General features: G+C 50.6%; 16 protein-coding genes, 1 tRNA gene and 1 riboswitch. Of the genes, 6 read left to right on the top strand and 11 right to left on the bottom strand.

The window, feature by feature from the left end; translation table 11 throughout:
- Positions 1-150 precede the first annotated feature (150 nt).
- A complete protein-coding gene (locus HCX92_RS03460; protein ID WP_169293519.1) occupies positions 151-936 on the top strand; it encodes an exodeoxyribonuclease III in 786 nt (261 codons plus the stop codon).
- A gap of 101 nt (positions 937-1,037) precedes the next feature.
- On the opposite strand, the gene HCX92_RS03455 is transcribed toward HCX92_RS03460, so the two are convergent.
- The 4 genes from HCX92_RS03455 to HCX92_RS03440 all read right to left on the bottom strand — a co-directional run bounded on the left by HCX92_RS03455 (position 1,038) and on the right by HCX92_RS03440 (position 4,825).
- Positions 1,038-2,345 carry an MFS transporter gene (locus HCX92_RS03455; protein ID WP_169293518.1) on the bottom strand — a complete coding sequence of 436 codons (1,308 nt, stop codon included), beginning with the start codon at positions 2,343-2,345 and terminating at the stop codon, positions 1,038-1,040.
- A gap of 46 nt (positions 2,346-2,391) precedes the next feature.
- The gene (metW, locus tag HCX92_RS03450; RefSeq protein WP_169293517.1) at positions 2,392-3,024 is read right to left on the bottom strand and encodes a methionine biosynthesis protein MetW; all 633 of its coding nucleotides are present in this window, start codon (positions 3,022-3,024) and stop codon (positions 2,392-2,394) included.
- A complete protein-coding gene (locus HCX92_RS03445; protein ID WP_169293516.1) occupies positions 3,021-4,205 on the bottom strand; it encodes a homoserine O-acetyltransferase in 1,185 nt (394 codons plus the stop codon). Before HCX92_RS03445 ends, metW begins: the two co-directional genes overlap by 4 nt.
- Positions 4,195-4,273, bottom strand: a riboswitch (SAM riboswitch). Its footprint overlaps the gene before it by 11 nt.
- 42 nt (positions 4,274-4,315) lie before the next feature.
- Positions 4,316-4,825, bottom strand: a complete 510-nt coding sequence (locus tag HCX92_RS03440) for a hypothetical protein (protein WP_169293515.1) — start codon at positions 4,823-4,825, stop codon at positions 4,316-4,318.
- A gap of 96 nt (positions 4,826-4,921) precedes the next feature.
- On the opposite strand from HCX92_RS03440, the gene gshA reads away from it, so the two are divergent.
- The 3 genes from gshA to HCX92_RS03425 all read left to right on the top strand — a co-directional run bounded on the left by gshA (position 4,922) and on the right by HCX92_RS03425 (position 7,296).
- The gene (gene gshA / locus HCX92_RS03435) at positions 4,922-6,475 is read left to right on the top strand and encodes a glutamate--cysteine ligase (RefSeq protein ID WP_169293514.1); all 1,554 of its coding nucleotides are present in this window, start codon (positions 4,922-4,924) and stop codon (positions 6,473-6,475) included.
- A gap of 137 nt (positions 6,476-6,612) precedes the next feature.
- Positions 6,613-6,840: a hypothetical protein gene (locus HCX92_RS03430; protein WP_169293513.1), complete on the top strand. Its 228-nt coding sequence runs from the start codon at positions 6,613-6,615 to the stop codon at positions 6,838-6,840.
- 81 nt (positions 6,841-6,921) lie between these two features.
- Positions 6,922-7,296, top strand: a complete 375-nt coding sequence (locus HCX92_RS03425) for a hypothetical protein (protein WP_169293512.1) — start codon at positions 6,922-6,924, stop codon at positions 7,294-7,296.
- Here the strand turns inward: HCX92_RS03425 and HCX92_RS03420 are convergent.
- The 5 genes from HCX92_RS03420 to HCX92_RS03400 all read right to left on the bottom strand — a co-directional run bounded on the left by HCX92_RS03420 (position 7,293) and on the right by HCX92_RS03400 (position 11,927).
- Positions 7,293-7,865 (bottom strand): class I SAM-dependent methyltransferase, encoded by a 573-nt coding sequence (locus tag HCX92_RS03420; RefSeq protein WP_169293511.1) that lies wholly within the window; start codon positions 7,863-7,865, stop codon positions 7,293-7,295. The two genes, HCX92_RS03425 and HCX92_RS03420, sit on opposite strands and share 4 nt — an antisense overlap.
- Before the next feature lie 466 nt (positions 7,866-8,331).
- Positions 8,332-9,333, bottom strand: coding sequence for a linear amide C-N hydrolase (locus HCX92_RS03415; RefSeq protein WP_371808383.1), 1,002 nt, complete (start codon positions 9,331-9,333; stop codon positions 8,332-8,334).
- Between the two features lie 77 nt (positions 9,334-9,410).
- Entirely contained in the window at positions 9,411-10,172 is a 762-nt protein-coding gene (locus HCX92_RS03410) for a hypothetical protein (RefSeq protein ID WP_211182245.1), read from the bottom strand.
- A gap of 30 nt (positions 10,173-10,202) precedes the next feature.
- Positions 10,203-11,270, bottom strand: coding sequence for a linear amide C-N hydrolase (locus HCX92_RS03405; RefSeq protein ID WP_169293509.1), 1,068 nt, complete (start codon positions 11,268-11,270; stop codon positions 10,203-10,205).
- Positions 11,271-11,852: 582 nt separating this feature from the next.
- Positions 11,853-11,927 (bottom strand) — tRNA-Arg (locus HCX92_RS03400).
- A gap of 300 nt (positions 11,928-12,227) precedes the next feature.
- Here HCX92_RS03400 and HCX92_RS03395 point away from each other — a divergent pair.
- Both HCX92_RS03395 and HCX92_RS03390 read left to right on the top strand, forming a co-directional pair.
- Positions 12,228-12,764, top strand: coding sequence for a cytochrome c5 family protein (locus HCX92_RS03395; RefSeq protein WP_169293508.1), 537 nt, complete (start codon positions 12,228-12,230; stop codon positions 12,762-12,764).
- A 175-nt stretch (positions 12,765-12,939) separates the two neighbouring features.
- Positions 12,940-13,089 carry a hypothetical protein gene (locus tag HCX92_RS03390; RefSeq protein WP_169293507.1) on the top strand — a complete coding sequence of 50 codons (150 nt, stop codon included), beginning with the start codon at positions 12,940-12,942 and terminating at the stop codon, positions 13,087-13,089.
- Between the two features lie 75 nt (positions 13,090-13,164).
- Here HCX92_RS03390 and HCX92_RS03385 read toward each other — a convergent pair whose 3' ends face one another.
- A complete protein-coding gene (locus HCX92_RS03385) occupies positions 13,165-15,240 on the bottom strand; it encodes a UvrD-helicase domain-containing protein (RefSeq protein WP_169293506.1) in 2,076 nt (691 codons plus the stop codon).
- Positions 15,237-17,303, bottom strand: coding sequence for a primosomal protein N' (locus tag HCX92_RS03380; RefSeq protein ID WP_211182244.1), 2,067 nt, complete (start codon positions 17,301-17,303; stop codon positions 15,237-15,239). Before HCX92_RS03380 ends, HCX92_RS03385 begins: the two co-directional genes overlap by 4 nt.
- Between the last annotated feature and the right edge of the window lie 213 nt (positions 17,304-17,516).

The raw sequence follows: 17,516 nt of genomic DNA, 5'->3' as shown, positions 1-17,516 counted from the left end.
CTATCCCTGAATCAGCGTATGCGATTGTGCTTACCTGAATACTGTTTGCCCCCCTCTCAGCGCATGATACTGGGTGGGGCCCTTATAATAACGGCAGCCGTGTTCCCTAAAAACACAGATTCAAAACACTGATTCACAAAGGAATTCATTTTGTTACGCGTTACCTCCATCAATGTCAATGGCATTCGTTCCGCCGCCAAAAAAGGACTTATTCCCTGGCTGGAAAAGCATAATGCCGATATTGTCTGCCTGCAGGAAATCAAGGTCAGTGACCCCGACCTGGTTGACGAACTGCGCAACCCGCTTGATTACCGCGGTTTTTTTTGTCATGCAGAAAAAAAAGGGTATAGCGGGGTAGGCATTTACACCCGCCAGGATGTACCGGTGGCAACCGGTATGGGCTGTGACGAATTTGATGCAGAAGGCCGTCTGATCCGTGCCCGTTGGGATGACCTGACCGTGGTCAGCGCCTACCTTCCCTCAGGCTCCAGCAGCGAAGAACGGCAAGCGGCCAAATTCCGTTTCCTGGATAAATTCGGTCCCTGGATTGACGCCATGATGGAAGACCATGTCAAAACCGGTCACAACTACATCATTTGCGGTGACTGGAATATCGCACACAAGGAAATTGACCTGAAAAATTGGAAAGGCAACCTGAAGAACTCGGGTTTTACACCGGAAGAGCGGGCCTGGATTTCAGAAGTCTTTGACCGTCGGGGTTTTGTGGATGTATTCAGAAAACTGAACCCCGAACCCGACCAATACACTTGGTGGAGCAACCGTGGCCAGGCCTGGGCCAAAAACGTGGGGTGGCGGATTGATTACCAAATTGCAACCCCGGGCATTGCCGACAAAGCCGTGGCCACCTCTATTTATAAAGATGAGCGCTTCTCGGACCACGCCCCCCTGACGATTGATTACGATGTGACGCTATAACCCATCCAGGCCCCCGGTGCTTTCACTGGCCGGCCGGATTTTCTGGCCAGTGAAGGCTGCCCAGCCCCAACATGACAGGCAAAAAATACATTGCCAATACGCTAACGGGATGCCACTGGCAAGTCGGCTTCGTCAGTTTCGGGCCCGACTTCATCAGCCTGTTGCGGCTGATCCAGCCGGCTCAGCTCTTTGCGTCGGTACCACAACAGCAGCAAACCGGGCAAGGCAATAAACACCGTAAACACAAAGAATCCGGGCCAGCCAAACGCTTCCACCAGCGGTGGCGTCAGCGGCCCGGCCAAAAACACCCGCCCCACCGAAGACAGGGCCGAGAGCAAGGCAAACTGGGTGGCCGTAAATTGCTGGTGACACAAGGCCATTAACAGGGCAACAAAAGCCGCCGTTCCCAGGCCGCCACACAGGTTTTCCAGACCAACGGCCAGTGCCATCACGGGAATACTTTGCGGTGTAATGGCCACTACCCAATACGCCAGGTTGGAAACCGCCTGCATGATCCCAAAAAACATCAGGGAACGGTACAAACCCAGCTTACCCATGATGGAGCCCCCAACCAAGGCACCCAAAATCGTGGCAATAACCGCCAGGATCTTGTTAACCGACCCCACCACCTCGGGTGAGAAGCCGGCCCCACGAATCAGGAAAGTGGTTGAAAGGGCGCCGGCAAAGGCATCTCCCAATTTATAAAACACGATCAGGGCCAGAATCGACCAGGCTTCAGGGCGTGAAAAAAATTCCTGGAAAGGCACCGTGAAAGCATCATAAATATTGCGAGGGGGCTGTACACGTGTGGCATCAGGTTCGGGAGCCAGCCAGGTCAACACGGCGAACCCGAACATGAGCAGGCCCATGAGCAGATACATATTGGCCCACCCCAGCCAGACCGAAGCAATCACCAGCGCCAGACCGCCGGAAACAATCATCCCGATGCGATAACCCAAGGTACGGATGGCTGCCCCCGCCGCCCGTTCTTCCGGCTGGAGCACTTCGGCACTGTAAGCATCAAAGGCAATATCCTGGGTCGCCGACAAAAATGCCACCGCCGTGGCCAGCAGGGCCAATATAAACAGGTTGTCAGACGGGCTGAACAGGCTCATGCAAGCAATGGTCATACCCAGGGCTACTTGCGCAATCGCCATCCAGCCCCGCCGCCGCCCCATAAAAGGGGGCACAAAACGGTCGATGAACGGCGCCCACAGAAACTTGAACGTATAAGCCGCCCCCACCAGGGTCAGGAAACCGATTTCCTTGAGCGACACATTTTCAACTGTTGCCCAGGCCTGCAAGGTTCCACCGGTCAGCGCCAGTGGCAAACCACTGGCCACCCCCAATAACAGCAAAGGATAAACCCGGCGACTCAGATAGGGTTGGATATAGTTGAAAATAGGCATGCTCCTTGATTGACCGGGTAATGTGTTTGCCTAAAGGGGAAAAAATCTATTCCTTCAACAGGGGTGCCGATTCGAAATGATACACCGCCAGCGTACTGCGCCAGCTTGGCATGAAAGAAATCTCACGGCCCTCGTTAAACGTGGCACGATCCAGTATTTTAATACCCAGCTGGGCGGCCAGCGCCTCAAAGTCATGCAATGTGCATAAATGAATATTGGGTGTGTTGTACCATTGATAAGGCATTTGCCCGGTTACCGGCATACGGCCATTCAAAATAGACCACCCATGGGTCCAGTGTCCGAAGTTGGGAAACGACACAATGCCGTAACGCGCCACCCGTGACATTTCCCGCAGGATATCCTCGGTATTTTTCATGGCCTGCAAGGTTTGTGACAATACCACGGTATCAAACTGCCGATCGTCAAACATGGCCAGGCCATCTTCCAGGTTTTGCTGGATAACCTCTACCCCTTTGCGTACGCAGGTAATGACATGTTCGTCTTCAATCTCAACACCAACACCGGTCACCCCCTTGCTATTCTGAACATGCGCCAGCAAGGCACCGTCACCGCAACCCAGATCAAGAACACGGGACTCTTCGCGGATCCAGCTGGCAATGCGGGCAAGGTCGGGACGGATGTTCCCCTGATTGGGCCTTAATACGGATTTTTTATTCATGCTGTAACCTCCAGATCAAGGGCGCGCACAATGCGCTCGTAATAGGCCCTGACAACGGCGTGATATCTGGGATCGGTCAGCAAAAAGGCATCATGCCCATGCGGAGCATCAATTTCGGCATACGTGACTTTGCTCTGGTTTTTAAGCAGGGCCCGTACCAATTCACGGGAACGCTCGGGCGGGAAACGCCAATCGGTGGTGAAGGAAACCGTGAGAAAATCGGCCTGGACATTTTCCAGCGCCTTGCTCAGATCACCGCCATGACGGCGGGCCGGATCAAAATAATCCAGTGCCCGGGTAATCAGCAAATATGTATTCGCATCAAAATAACCGGAAAACTTCTCACCCTGATAGCGAAGGTAAGACTCGACTTCGAATTCGACATCGTAACCATAACGGAACCGGCCGTCTTCGGCAGGATTACGCTGGGCACGGCCAAATTTTTCAGCCATGTCATCATCGGACAAATACGTGATATGACCAATCATGCGGGCAACTGACAAACCCCGTTTAGGCACGGTGTTATGGGCATAATAATCACCACCGTGAAATTCAGGATCGGTAATAATGGCGCGCCGGGCCACTTCATTGAAAGCGATATTCTGGGCAGACAGGCTGCAGGTACTGGCAATGACCACGCAATGGGCCACCCGCTCGGGACACTGGATGGCCCAGCTTAAGGCCTGCATGCCGCCCAACGAACCACCCATGACAGCGGCAAAACGCTGAATGCCAAAGTGATCGGCCACCCGGGCCTGCGCCCGTACCCAGTCTTCAACGGTAAGTACCGGAAATGCAGCCCCCCAGGGACGGCCGGTTTGCGGATTGATGGAAGCAGGACCCGAAGAGCCGAAACAGGACCCCAGGTTATTGATACCAATCACAAAGAAAATATTGGTGTCGACCGGTTTGCCCGGCCCCACCATATTGTCCCACCAGCCAATATCATTGGGATCACTGGCCGAGATGCCGGCAACATGGTGCGACGCATTCAGGGCATGACACACCAGCACGGCATTGGAGGCATCTGCGTTAAGGGTACCATAGGTTTCTATGGCAAGGGTATAGTTTTCAAGGACTTGCCCGCTTGCCAAAGGCAGGGGCTCTTGGAAGTCCAGGTAAACCGGACTGACAACACCAACGGATTCAGACAATTTTTTTTCAGGAATAGATTCGGCCATAAGGACCTCTTTAGCTGGATTTTTGAAGCGCCCGCAAGCAGATCAAGCAAATCGGCGCAAAAAAGCTTAAAGATATGATTCTAACATCTTCGACAACACGCAACAGGCATTTAATTGATTTTCACCCCATCCAGAAACTGCCTGACCTGTTCGGGCGGTGTCTGGTTATCTGCCGCCACATAGGCCTGAACGATTAAGCCATTGGCGGCCAGTATTTTGACATGCACATTGAAAACCTTGCCATTGACCTCTTTGGAAAAACTGAATACATCCCCAAACGCCGGCGCCGGTTCCGGCATGGGTTCGCCCATGGTTTGGTAAACCGAAGCCATGAGCGCCCTGCCTTTTTGCTCAATTTTTGCCTGTTCGGCCACCATCTCCGCCGGAAAGACACGATATCCCACGGCATACACCTCATCGCTGACCGTGGCAATCTGCATGGTAAATGGCATTTTTTCACCATCGAGCTCCACCTGCCTGGTTTGCTCCACCGGCCGGGCCGGAAACAAAGCTGTCAGATTGCCTTCCGCGGTATTCACGCTGCGCCAGTCATACTCGGGCGAACACCCCATTAAGAGCACAAAGGAAAACATCAGGAGATGGCGAGCTATCATTTTCATACAAAGAATAAAAAATCATAAAAAGATAAATTTAAAACTGAATTACCCGGGTTCTAACTTAAAATCGAATTTTCGTTAGACGATTCAGGATATTTTGTGCAGCGATTCACTCAATTACAACAACATCGTGACATATTAACCCGAACCATGCGTGGCATCGAGCGGGAAGGTTTACGCATAGACCGGGATGGTCATCTGTCCACTCTGCCCCATCCGCTTGCCTTAGGCTCTGCACTGACGCACCCTCATATTACGACCGATTACTCTGAGGCTTTGCTGGAGCTGATCACTGGAACACATACAACCGTCGAGTCCCTGTTACGGGAACTCACCGAGATTCACCAGTTTGTCATGCAGCAAAACCGTGGTGAAAGCATCTGGATGCAATCCATGCCGGCTATTTTACCGCCTGAAAAAGACATCCCGATCGCGACATATGGCTCTTCCAATACCGGCATGCTCAAGCATGTATACCGCCGGGGACTGGCCGAGCGCTATGGCAAGAAAATGCAATGTATTGCCGGCCTGCATTACAATTTTTCCATGCCCTCCGAGTTATGGCCATTACTGGACTTCAAGGGTGACAGCCACCAGGAACAGCAATCCAATGGCTACCTGGCCTTAATCCGCAACTTTACCCGCTACTCATGGCTCCTGATGTATCTGTTTGGCGCTTCACCGGCCGCTTCAAAGTCGTTCCTGGCCAACATGCCACACGAGTTGCAAACCTTTGATCATGATACGTTCTATCTGCCCTACGCAACCAGCCTGCGCATGAGTGACCTGGGCTACCAGAACGATGCACAATCAGCTCTGACCCTATGCTATAACGACCTGGATTCCTTTATCCGAAAAATGTATGATGCGGTAACCCAGTCCTGGCCTGCTTATGAAGCCATTGGCACTCACCGTGACGGCCAATGGATCCAGCTGAACACCAATGTGCTGCAAATAGAAAATGAATTCTATTCCAGCATTCGCCCCAAACGAACCACCTCGCGTGGCGAACGTCCGATTACCGCCCTGATGGAACGTGGCGTGCAATATGTTGAAATCCGTTGCCTTGACATCGACCCTTTCGAGCCTATTGGCATAGCGGCATCCACCTGCCATTTCATGGACGCTTTCCTGCTTTTCTGTGCCGTGAGTGAAAGCGGTTTCTTCCCTGATGGTGGTCACTGCGCACAAAGCCAGAATAACTTTGCACTGACCGTCAAACAAGGTCGCGATCCCGCTTTAACCCTTAATAAAGAAGGGTCCCGCCTGTCCGTCAAAGACTGGGGACATGAGATTCTGGATCAGATTCTTGCCTATGCCAAAGAACTGGATATTGCCTACAGCACCACACAATACAGTGCGGCAGTTGAACTGCAACGACAAAAACTGGACAACCCGGACCTGACGCCTTCTGCCCGCCTGCTGCAGGAACTCAGGAACAGTGGTTTAAGCCTACAGGATTATACCCTTCAGAAAAGCCAGGAACACTCGGATGCACTGCGCTTTCAGGAGCTATCGGTGGAAACCGACCAAAAACTGAAAAACATGGCTCAGGAATCAATACTTGAACAAAAAGAAATTGAAGTCTCCGATATGGAATCATTTGATGAATATGTCAAACACTACAATGACTCCCTGAAGCGTCCTGCATGACCAACGCGGCCGGGCGACAGACATGTCACCGGCTTGCCCGAAACCCTTCGTTTTCCGGCCGCTTCACCCCCCTTCCATCACGGTTTGATTTCCCGTAAACTTTCCTTACCGACAACAAAAACAGACAGGAGACAGACATGGATGAATTCATGCAGGCAGCCATTGAGGAAGCTCGTCTTGGGTTGCAGGAAGGTGGCATTCCCAAAGTCGTGATTGGTGAGAACCAGACCTTTATGGGTGGTGAAGCATTATTACGCAGCCAGGGCGTGGAATTGCAGGTTTTACAAGATAATACCTGCATTGAGCTGATGCGTCATTTTATTGCCAGCAAGCCGGAACTCTGGAACGAGGATATTGGAGAATAGGCGCATTCAGGAACTGTCACGGTTTCTTAACACAAGCACAGGATAATACCCACATAACATTTTGATTTATATGGGTGTCCCATGGAAACTGCCTATTTGTACAGAAACTTTGATGACCGCGTTCATAAAGACAATCCTTTCTATATAAACCTGGCGCTACCTTGTCAGAAAGAGGCCAATCCCGAGTTTTATTCCCGTTCTGGCTGGCTTAGTGAGAAAGGCCTGAAAGAAGGGTTGCCGCAAATCTTCAAGCATTACAATCCCAATAGCGCCTTGAAATATGACTTGCTGATTCTTAGGCATTGCGCCAAAGGCAGCTATATCATCAGCCAGGTCAAGGATGGCTGTAACAATAAAAAAATCGCCCACTTCGATGATGGGTATTTAATCAAGGCCAGGACTGCGTTCAAGGAGCAACTCAGCCAGTCTGCCCAGGACACCCTGGTCCACCTTTAACCGGTAGACAGCTTTTCAATAGCCAGCAAATAGGGGGGGTTGTTTTTCTGGTTGGTAAACTGGTAACGCAGTACCTGGAAATGCTGCTGATCCAGCCCGGTTACCAGGCCCTCAATGGCTTCCTGCTCTATTCTGCCCGGTTCATGCCCGGGATAAATCACCAGCAATAACAAACCATGCTGTCGCAACAAAGCCAGCCCTTGGGTAGTGGCGGCCAGCGTCGTGTCCCGCTGGGTAGTCAGCGCCTTGTTGCCGCCCGGCAAATAACCCAGATTAAAAATAACCGCCGACACGCCCTGTCGCACGTGTTCGTTCATATACTGATGGCCCTGGCAAATCAATTCAACCTGATCGTCAAGACCGGCTGCCTGCAGGCGACGGCGTGTTTTATGCAAGGCCTGTTCCTGCACATCAAACGCATACACCTTGCCTGCGGCCCCCACACATTGGGCCAGTACCACCGTATCATGTCCGTTTCCCATGGTGGCATCAACCGCTACATCGCCAGGCTGCACCACCTGTCTTAAGAGCTGATGGGCAAATGAAAGGACAGGTACTAACTGGGTCATGGCAGAAGAAATAACAATAATGATTGAAAAGTGATTACTTTAGCACGCGCTGAAAATTTTTCACCTGAATCCTGTTTTCCAAAGAGGCATCAACGGCAATATCAAACACCACTTTGTCTTCACGGTGCCAGGCGGTAATAACTGGCCTGCAATTGCAACAAGGGGCTTCTGTTTTTAACCTGCAGGTAGGCCGCCAGGTTTGCACATAGGAAATGGGCTCATCATTGATATAACGAAGCCGCTCCAGCAAAATCCCTTCCGGGGCCCCATGAAACCCGACCGCTCATGACTGGCCACCCATGGCTTGCTGAATCCCAATACATAAACGGTGTGGCTTATCGCGCACTTGAACAATATTAAAAAACCCCAAAAAGACTGAAAACGGGTCCGGTTTTTTGGGGTCAGTTCAAAAGCGCATCCGGAAAAAACCGGATATCTAAGCGCCTGCGCTACTGCACAGTGCTAGCTATTTACCAGCACCCACTGACAAAAAGGTAAATGGCTGGGCTGGCTCAAAAGAGGACGAGACTTCGCCTGCATATACCTGGCTTGCCATGGGGCCCAAATCCAGCTTCAGGGCTTTGGATGGATCCATGCCAAAATCGATTTTTTTCAGATCTACCCAGAAAGTATTGGGACTGAAAGCCGACTCAAAGAAATAATTCAAATGTTTGTGATCAACCACGGTTCGCCAGCGGGTTGACGATATGTTCGGCTCGGTTTCAGAAGCAATACCATAAGGCACCGAAACATTCCGGATAACGCCAAACATACTGGCCAAGGCTTCGGCGATAGGTGCTTTTTGCGGGATCGCATCCACATAAAACGATGCACGTACGAAACGATCCGCTGCCCGATTGGTACCCGGTAGCATCACGGTGCCACCAATTTGTTTCCAGTAAGCATTAAGCGCCAACTGATCACCAAATACGGGCGAGTTGGTCATGACCTGGTATTTCCGGTCATGGTGAATCACCTGCTTGCCACCAATATATTCAACAATGGCACTGTCTCCGGAGGCATCCGACAATGAAAGATGCAAAGTTGCCAGACGATCCTGCCCCGGAACCTGATCGGTCACCAGGGTAAAGGGTTCTTTTTCCAGTGCCTTGACGGCCTCATCGACCGAAGCGAAACTATCCAGCATGTATTGCGCCCACAGGGAAATGTTCAAGCCGGGTTTGCTTTCTGGCGTAAATGTTGGATATTCTGATTCGACCAGCCACAACAGGTTAACAGCCAGACCTTTTTCATTAAGCCCGTCAGTGGTGGCAATATCATAGCCCGTGGCAACCAGACTGCCATACCTGGACTCCCAGGAAAGAGAGTTTGCGCCTGCCTGCCCCTGGCGTTTCACCCCACGGGGCAAAGCCCACAGATTGGTGCCCAAATCCATTTTCCAGTCCATTGAGCGAGCTGTAATAATCTGCTGCTCTTCGCCCAAATAAACCACTCGTGTACATGCCATAGCTATTGTTATCCTACTTAAAAGTAATGAAGAAGCCAGCAAAAGCTGGCTCATGCGTAGCTCTGCCTCAGAATCCCTCAGAATCTCCAGGTCAGCCCAAGAAACGGACCCGTCAATTTTGTATCAATCCGCGTCCCGTTCTGTTTGTAATCCAGGTAAAGATAACGATATCCGGTTGATACATAGATATTTTCATTCACTTGATAATTGGCACTTAAGGCAACTTGCTTGGTGAGTTCTGATCCGGCACCCAAGCCACCAATATCACCATACGCCAGAATGGACCAGTCAGGACTCAAAGTGAAATTGGCACGTAATGCAACAATCGGATCAACAAATTTTTTCGTCTCGGACAGATGTTCTCCAATGACCGGCACGCTGACAGAAGCCCGTGTACGCCAGGCCCTCGCACCCGCCATGACATCCAGGGCCACGACTGAGTCATCAAGAACCCGATATCCTCCGGTAAGGGTCAGCGCAGTCATGCGCAGCTTACCCTTGGCCGAAATATCGGGAAAAACCTCTCCTTTTCTGGAAAGACTGGCATAGAGCAAGTCTGCGGAAACCACGAAACGGTCTTTTCTTGCAAAACCATTAATAAAAAATGCGGCATCCAGGTCTTTCAGTGTGTCTGAAAAAGACCGCTCGAATGAAATGGAAGGCGCTCCTGAAAAAGGCTTAAGATGACCTCCCATACCGGTTGCCCAGACATAAGGAGTAATTTGCCCATACCAACCGGTATCCTGTGCGAATGCCGCTGATGAAACCAGACAACAGACCAGGGCAGACATACCCGCCTGAAGTGTTGCTCGTGAGCGCCTTAGATAGGACTGAAGCATTCCTGCATCCTTTTAAATATAACCAAAAAATCAAAGACCCAAAAATTCGAAAGGTTTGGATTCTTCGAATTTATCATTGACCACACCTGAGAAAAGATTAGCCTGATTGGGACCCAAATCCAGTTTTTTGACTTTGCCTGTTTTTTCAGAAAAATCAATGTCATTGAGCTCAACCCAGAAAACGTTGGGTGTCAGCGCGCTCTCAAAAAAGTACAGCATGCGCTTCTGGTCAGCCACGGTACGCCAGCGGGTTGATGAAATATTGGGCTGATCAGGAGTACTGATGCCAAAGGGCACAGACACGTTGCGAATAACGCTGAACACGCTGGCAATCGTCTTGCGCGCGTCTTCTTCACGAGGAATGGCATTCACATAGAATGCGGCACGCGTAAAGCGGTCCGCGGCACGGTTGGTGCCTGGCAGCATGACAGTACCACCAATCTCGGTCCAATACGAATGCAAGGCAAGCTGGCGCTCAAACGTTGGTGAGTTGGTCAGAACCTGATATTCACGACTGTGATGAATCACCGCCTGACCATTTATATATTCCACAATGGCACTATCACCACTGGCATCAGAGATGGCCAAATGGAGCGTGGCCAACCTGTTTTGTCCCGGTACGTCGCGTGTAACGATTGTATAAGGCTGCTTGCGCAGTTCGTCAACGGCCTCCTGGACCGTTGCAAAGTTATCCAGAATATATTGTCCCCAGGCAGCAATAGTCAGACCCGGTGCGGAGCCCTCTTTAAACTCAGGGTAACTGGACTCGACCAGCCACAGCAGGTTGGCCACCAAGCCGGCTTCATTCATGCCGTCTGTGGTTGAAATATCATAACCGGATGAAATCACGCTGCCATACTTTGAGGTCCAGCGAAGAGAGTTCTCTCCGGCCTGGCCATTTCTTTCCATGCCCCGGGGGAAAATCCACAAATTGGTTTCCACATCAACGCTCCAGTCCATTGAGCGGGCGGTAAGAATCTGATTATCAACACCATGATAGACTAATCGGGTACAAGCCAATGCTGTGGTACCCACGAGCATGGTTGCTACAAGCGCTGTTGTGGCGGTTTTTCGTAAAGCGTTGGAGAATAAAGACATGCTCACTATCCTTTAAATATAGAGAGAATAACTGTTTTATGAAACCAGGGTATTTTGTGCAGAATAACACATCCTCTGGACTCGTGGTTTACATCACGGTAAGCGTTCGGCCATCTCATCTTGACAGCGGTTTTCTTTAACCTGTTTTTTTACATCGCTGTCTGTGGTTGCCAATTATGCGGCAACAGTTCAGCAATACGGCTGGCGGGCTGATTTCTTCTAGATAGTCCATACGTGTCCATTTGCGATAGTGGACAAGTATGTTCATATTTTATTAGCGACTTGAAAAGATGACTTTACCGGACAGTTACGCATCACGAAACATAACTGATGTTTATTCATAACAATTGTTTATCCTTCGTGATATCCATACCCATCGCCGGTTTCAGCCTTCTTGACAGGCAATTCTTTGAACGTCTGGAGCCGTTCAGCCGGTCACTTTTGACACCCTCTTATAGCTTGATTTCTTGGTGAGCAGATTTTACTCACGGTTATAAAAACAAAAGCCCCTGCTCTCATGGGAAAGCAGGGGCTTTTTTCATTTTTCTTTAGTACTGCTGCCAGGCAGTATAAGTATTCATTTGGCGTCTCCGACAGGAATCGAACCTGTATCAAGAGCTTCGGAAACTCTCATTCTATCCATTGAACTACGGAGACTGACAGAACCGATGATTGTACCTTATTAATCTTAATAACCGCTACTATTTAACAAAATTTCTGTTTAAAAGATAAGACAGCTTATAAAAAAACAGGCTTTTGATCATAAAACGCACAGCAAAATGGCATTTTAAGGGGATATATTGTTGGAATTCATACAAATTTCAGATAGTGTCGCTATAATTCATCACTATAATCTTCCGCGTACTTTTAGTAAGTATAATCTGATTAACAATACTAAATGACCGGATTTCATTACCCACTCGTATTTGCGCAAACAAAAACCTTAGGATTTGATCCATGAGCGAACAAACAGTACACAACGAAGAACACAAAAGTCCCATCAAATCACCCAAGCAGCTGATTGCTGTCGTGGGCCTGTCATTCCTGGTGCCTGTCATCGCGATCATCCTGCTGGTAAAGCTGGTAGATACAACTCCCAGGGTTGGTTACGGCTCAGATGCCATGTCTCATGAAGCCATTGCCGCCCGTATCGCGCCAGTCGCCTTATACAACGTGACCATCGTCACAGAAACAGAAGAAACCGGCCCCAAACAGCTGCTGACCGGTGAAGCCCTGTACAACAAACTTTGCATGGCCTGCCATGACGCCGGTGTGGCCGGTGCCCCAAAAATAGGTGACAGCGCAGCTTGGGCGCCACGCATCGCACAAGGTGAGGACACGCTTTTCAAACATTCACTGGAAGGATTCAACGCCATGCCTGCCAAAGGTGGCGACACTTCCCTGGATGATATTGAAGTCAAACGTGCGGTTGTATACATGGCAAACAAATCAGGCGGTTCCTTGACCGAACCCGAAGCACCCGCAGCAGAATAACAAACTGCCTTCGCAATTTTCACCACACAAAAACCTTCGGTATCACCGGAGGTTTTTTTATTTCCTTCTCTAGGCCTATCACCCTGGATAGAGACATCCACGGCTTATGGCCACCATCACCAAGAAAAACAGGGACTAACCCCTAGATACAATCCAACAAAGGGGGGGAAACATCATGTTCAATTTACTGTTTAACGCAGTGAAAACCATTTTTGGCAGCGAAGTTGCCGACTCTTTATTGTGCGACCGTATTGGTCATAAAAGCCAGGAGCACCTTAAATCCCTTTTGGTTTCTCGCAATTCCATTTCCAATGGACCCGGATAATCGGTTTTCATCGGCATCCGTCCCTAAACACCCACACCCAAAAATGCGGACACCTGTTGCAAATAGCATTTAAGCCTATGCACCGGCAGTTTTTTTCTGCAGCATCTCTTTTAACTTAACCAGTCTTTCCTTGGGACTCATGCCCTGATAAGGATCCTGGAGTAGCTGGCGTCCGCTTTCCAGTCCCATTTCACTAATAAAACGAGAGGGCTCACGAATCAGGTCTTCACGTGCCCGACGACGTTTTTTACACCAGGTCAGGGTCAAGTGAAACTGTGCCCGTGTAATGCCCACATACATGAGCCTGCGTTCTTCCTGGATACGCACATCCAGCGCCTCGGCATCTTTGTTGGCATCACCGTATTCATCATCCTTGCCCATATGCGGTAAAAGCCCCTCTTCCACACCAATCATGTGCACATAAGGATACTCCAATCCCTTGGAAGCATGAATCGTGGTTAATTTAACGGCATCGGGCTCTTCTTCTTCCTCGCTGCGTTCCAGCATGGTAATCAGGGCGATATGCTGCACCAGCTGCATCAGGTCAAGACCGTCCTCCTGCGCCTTGCGCTTGAGCCAGTCCACCAGCTCCAGCACATTCAACCAACGGTTTTCCGCCGCGCGTTCTTCCTGGGTTTCATACAGGTAGTGTTCATAATTCATGTATTTGAGAATATCATCCAGCAACACATCGGCCGATGCGGGTTGCACGGCCTGGGCAGAATCGGCCCTGCCTTTGCGGGCACGCCACTGGATGGTCTGGATGAATTTGGCAAAGACACGCAAGGGTTCAAGCTGCCGGCTGGCAATTTTAGTATCCAGCTCCTCATCGAAAACCGCTTCAAAAAGCGAGCATTTCTTTTCTGCCGCATGCTCACCCAATGCCGTCAGGGTAGCTTGCCCAACCCCACGCCGGGGCGTGGTAACCGCCCGAATAAAGGCCGGATCATCCTCCTCATTGGCAATCAGACGCAAATAAGACAGCACATCACGCACCTCGGCCTTGTCAAAAAAACTTTGTCCGCCCGAAATGGTATAGGGAATACGCAACTGCCTGAATGTCTGCTCGATAATTCGCGCCTGATGATTGCCCCGGTAAAGAACGGCATAATCCTTCCACTGGGCATTACGCTCAAAGCGCGAGGCCGATATACGCATACCCACCGATTCGGCCTCGGCCTCTTCATTATCCATGGAAATGACCTGAATCGGTTCTCCCCTGCCCAAATTGGACCAGAGTTTTTTACCAAACAGGTTGGGATTTTTTGAAATCACCTGATTAGCCGCATTCAGCACCGTTTCCACCGAGCGATAGTTTTGTTCCAGCTTGATCAACTTCAGATTCTTATAGTCTTTGGTCAGTTTGGCCAGGTTTTCAATCGTTGCACCACGCCAGGCATAAATGGCCTGGTCATCATCACCCACGGCAGTGAACATATTCCGGAAACCGGTTAATTGCTTCACCCACTCATATTGGCAAACATTGGTATCCTGGTACTCATCCACCAGCAAATATTTGATGCGCTTTTGCCAACGCTCACGCACCTCGGCATTTTGCATCATCAATTGGGCCGGCAGGCGAACCAGATCATCAAAATCCACCGACTGATAAGCCTTGAGCGTCGCATCATAACTGCGATACACCAGCGCGGCATCCACCTCGTCGGGAGTTTGAGCCATTCTTTCAGCCATATCAGGGGTAACCAGATCATTTTTCCAGAGCGAGATTTTTTGCTGCACCATGCGAATCCGCCCCTTGTCGGTCGTTGCCAGCATTTCCTGCACAATACCGTAGGTGTCATTGGCATCCAGGATGGAAAACTGCGGCTTCAGACCGGCATGCGAGGCCTCTTCCCGTAAAAAACGGACCCCCAGCGAATGAAAGGTACTGATAATCAGCCCTTTCATGAGTTTTCGGTCAATCAGTGTTTTAATCCTCTCGGCCATTTCCTTGGCTGCTTTGTTGGTAAACGTCAGCGCCACAACACCTTTGGCATCGTAGCCACAAGTATTGATCAGGTAGGCGATTTTTTGCGTGATCACACTTGTTTTGCCACTGCCCGCGCCCGCCAGGACCAGACAGGGCCCGTCCAGGTACAAAACGGCCTCACGCTGGGAGGCATTCAGGCCATCAAGATTTGTTGTACTCATATTTCAAGGGGATCCACTTCGATAAAGTAACGAATACGGTGACGCTTGCCAATTTCCTGCACCAGTGGCAGCCAATGCCCCAGAAACGCCTGCAATACAGGCCGTGATGCCGACTCCACCAACAATTGTGCCCTTTCTACATGCGCCACCCGAACAATCCGCAAGGGGACGGGATCATACATATTGATGACAGCCTGAAAGCCGGCCAATTGTGGCTGCGATGCCAGCAACTGCCTGGCCTCGAGTAAAAATTGCATGGCCTCATTGACGGTTTTGGCTTGGGCGCTAATAAGCACCTGGTAAGAAAAAGGAGGCAGATGAGTGATTTTACGCTCTTCAAGGCTGGCATTGGCAAAAGTATCATAATCATGCTGTATCAGGGCCTGGTAAACCGCCTGTTCGGGATACGCAGTTTGAATCAGTACTTCACCACCCGCCACATGCCTGCCCGCCCTGCCCGATACCTGGGCAAGCTGGGCAAACAGCTTTTCGGGGGCCCTGAAATCGGAAGAAAACAGCATGGCATCGGCATTGAGCACACACACCAGGCCAAGTTTACGAAAATCATGCCCCTTAGCCACCATTTGCGTACCCACCAGGATATCAATTTCACCCGAATGCACCCGGTCAAACAATTGGCGCGCACTGCCCTTCAGACGGGTACTGTCCGCATCAATCCGTTCAACACAGGCTTGTGGAAAAGCCGCCTGCAAGAATTCCTCAACCCGCTGGGTGCCCCTGCCCAGCATTTCCAGATCCTGATTGCCACAATCGGGGCATTTAACCGGCACCCTGCCATAATAGCCGCAATGATGGCATTGCAAGACATTGCCATGCCCGGGCATGCGATGCATCACGGTATACACCGAACAGCGCGGACACTGGCTCATCCAGCCGCATGAGGCGCAATGAATGACGGGCGCATAGCCACGCCGGTTAAGGAATACCAGAGATTGCTCACCCCGCGCCAGCCGTTCCCGGATGGCATGCAAGACCACCGGTGCAAACCCCTGCTCCAGCTTGATCTGTTTGGTGTCCACCAGTTTAATGGCTGGCATATAGGTGGTTTTGGCGCGTTTTGACAGGGTCAGTTTAAGATACCGGCCAAGCCTGGCATGCTGCCAGCTTTCCAGTGAAGGCGTGGCCGACCCCAGCACAACGGGAATATCCAGCTGGTGCGCACGCCATATGGCCAGATCCCGTGCAGAATATCGCAAACCCTCTTGTTGCTTGTAAGAAGCATCATGCTCCTCATCCACAATAATCAGGCCCGCTTCCTGCAAAGGAGCAAAAATGGCCATCCGTGTTCCCAGCACGATTCTGACCTGTCCACGCTGTATGGCAACCCAGGCTTTAAGACGCTCACCCTCAGCCAGCCCGCTATGCAATACCGCGAGCCCTTCCAGGCCTACCACCTGCTGGAAACGGGCCAGCAAGGCCTGTTCAAATTGCGGAGTAAGATTGATTTCAGGCACCAGAAACAGTACCTGTTTACCTTTAGTCAGGGCATCCAGTGCCAAGTGCAGATAGACCTCGGTTTTGCCACTACCGGTCACGCCATGCAGCAGGACGGTTTTAAACCCCTTCAGTGACTGCACGGTATCCACTGCTTGCTGCTGCTCGGGATTAAGCACATGCATCCGGTCTTCCGGTGGCTCGGGCACCCGGGTTTTTTTCTTTTTACGGTCAAGCCGGGCAACCGGCCCTCCCTTGGACAACTTGCCGGTATAAGAACCGGGCTTTCTAAGTGCGGAAGGCATGGCAGGCAACAAAACCTCACCCACCGGACGATGATAATATGAAGCGGCAAACTGGCCAAAATCCAGCCAATCCTGCCGCAATGGGGGTAAATCATCCAACACCATCAAGATGTCCTTGACCTGCTCTTCGGGATAAGAAGGACTTTCGATGGTGTCCAGCACGATACCAATGAGCTCGCGGCGACCAAAAGGCACCAGCACCCGTTGCCCCTTAATGGCTTCCAGGGATTCAGGCACACGATAATCGAAGGGGCCCGCCAAAGGGACGTCCAAAGCGACACGAATCCATTGATTATGTTTCAAACCCTGCTTCCTGAAGATTGCCTGACAAGTGATGGAGACCGTTTCAACACCGGCAACAGATATTGATAATGAGTGCTGGCGACCTGCCTACAGGCTGTGGATAACTTTGGGGAAAAGTATATTGATAATCTGTTGAAAAGATGAAAATCAGTACAAATTCTTTGAAAGAGCTTGTGGTAAACCAATTTTTCTTTTTAATATCAATAACTTAAT

The sequence above is a fragment of the Advenella sp. EE-W14 genome (assembly GCF_012923605.1).
GTDB lineage: Bacteria > Pseudomonadota > Gammaproteobacteria > Burkholderiales > Burkholderiaceae_B > Advenella > Advenella alkanexedens.
This window is presented reverse-complemented; position numbering and strand designations above follow the sequence as displayed.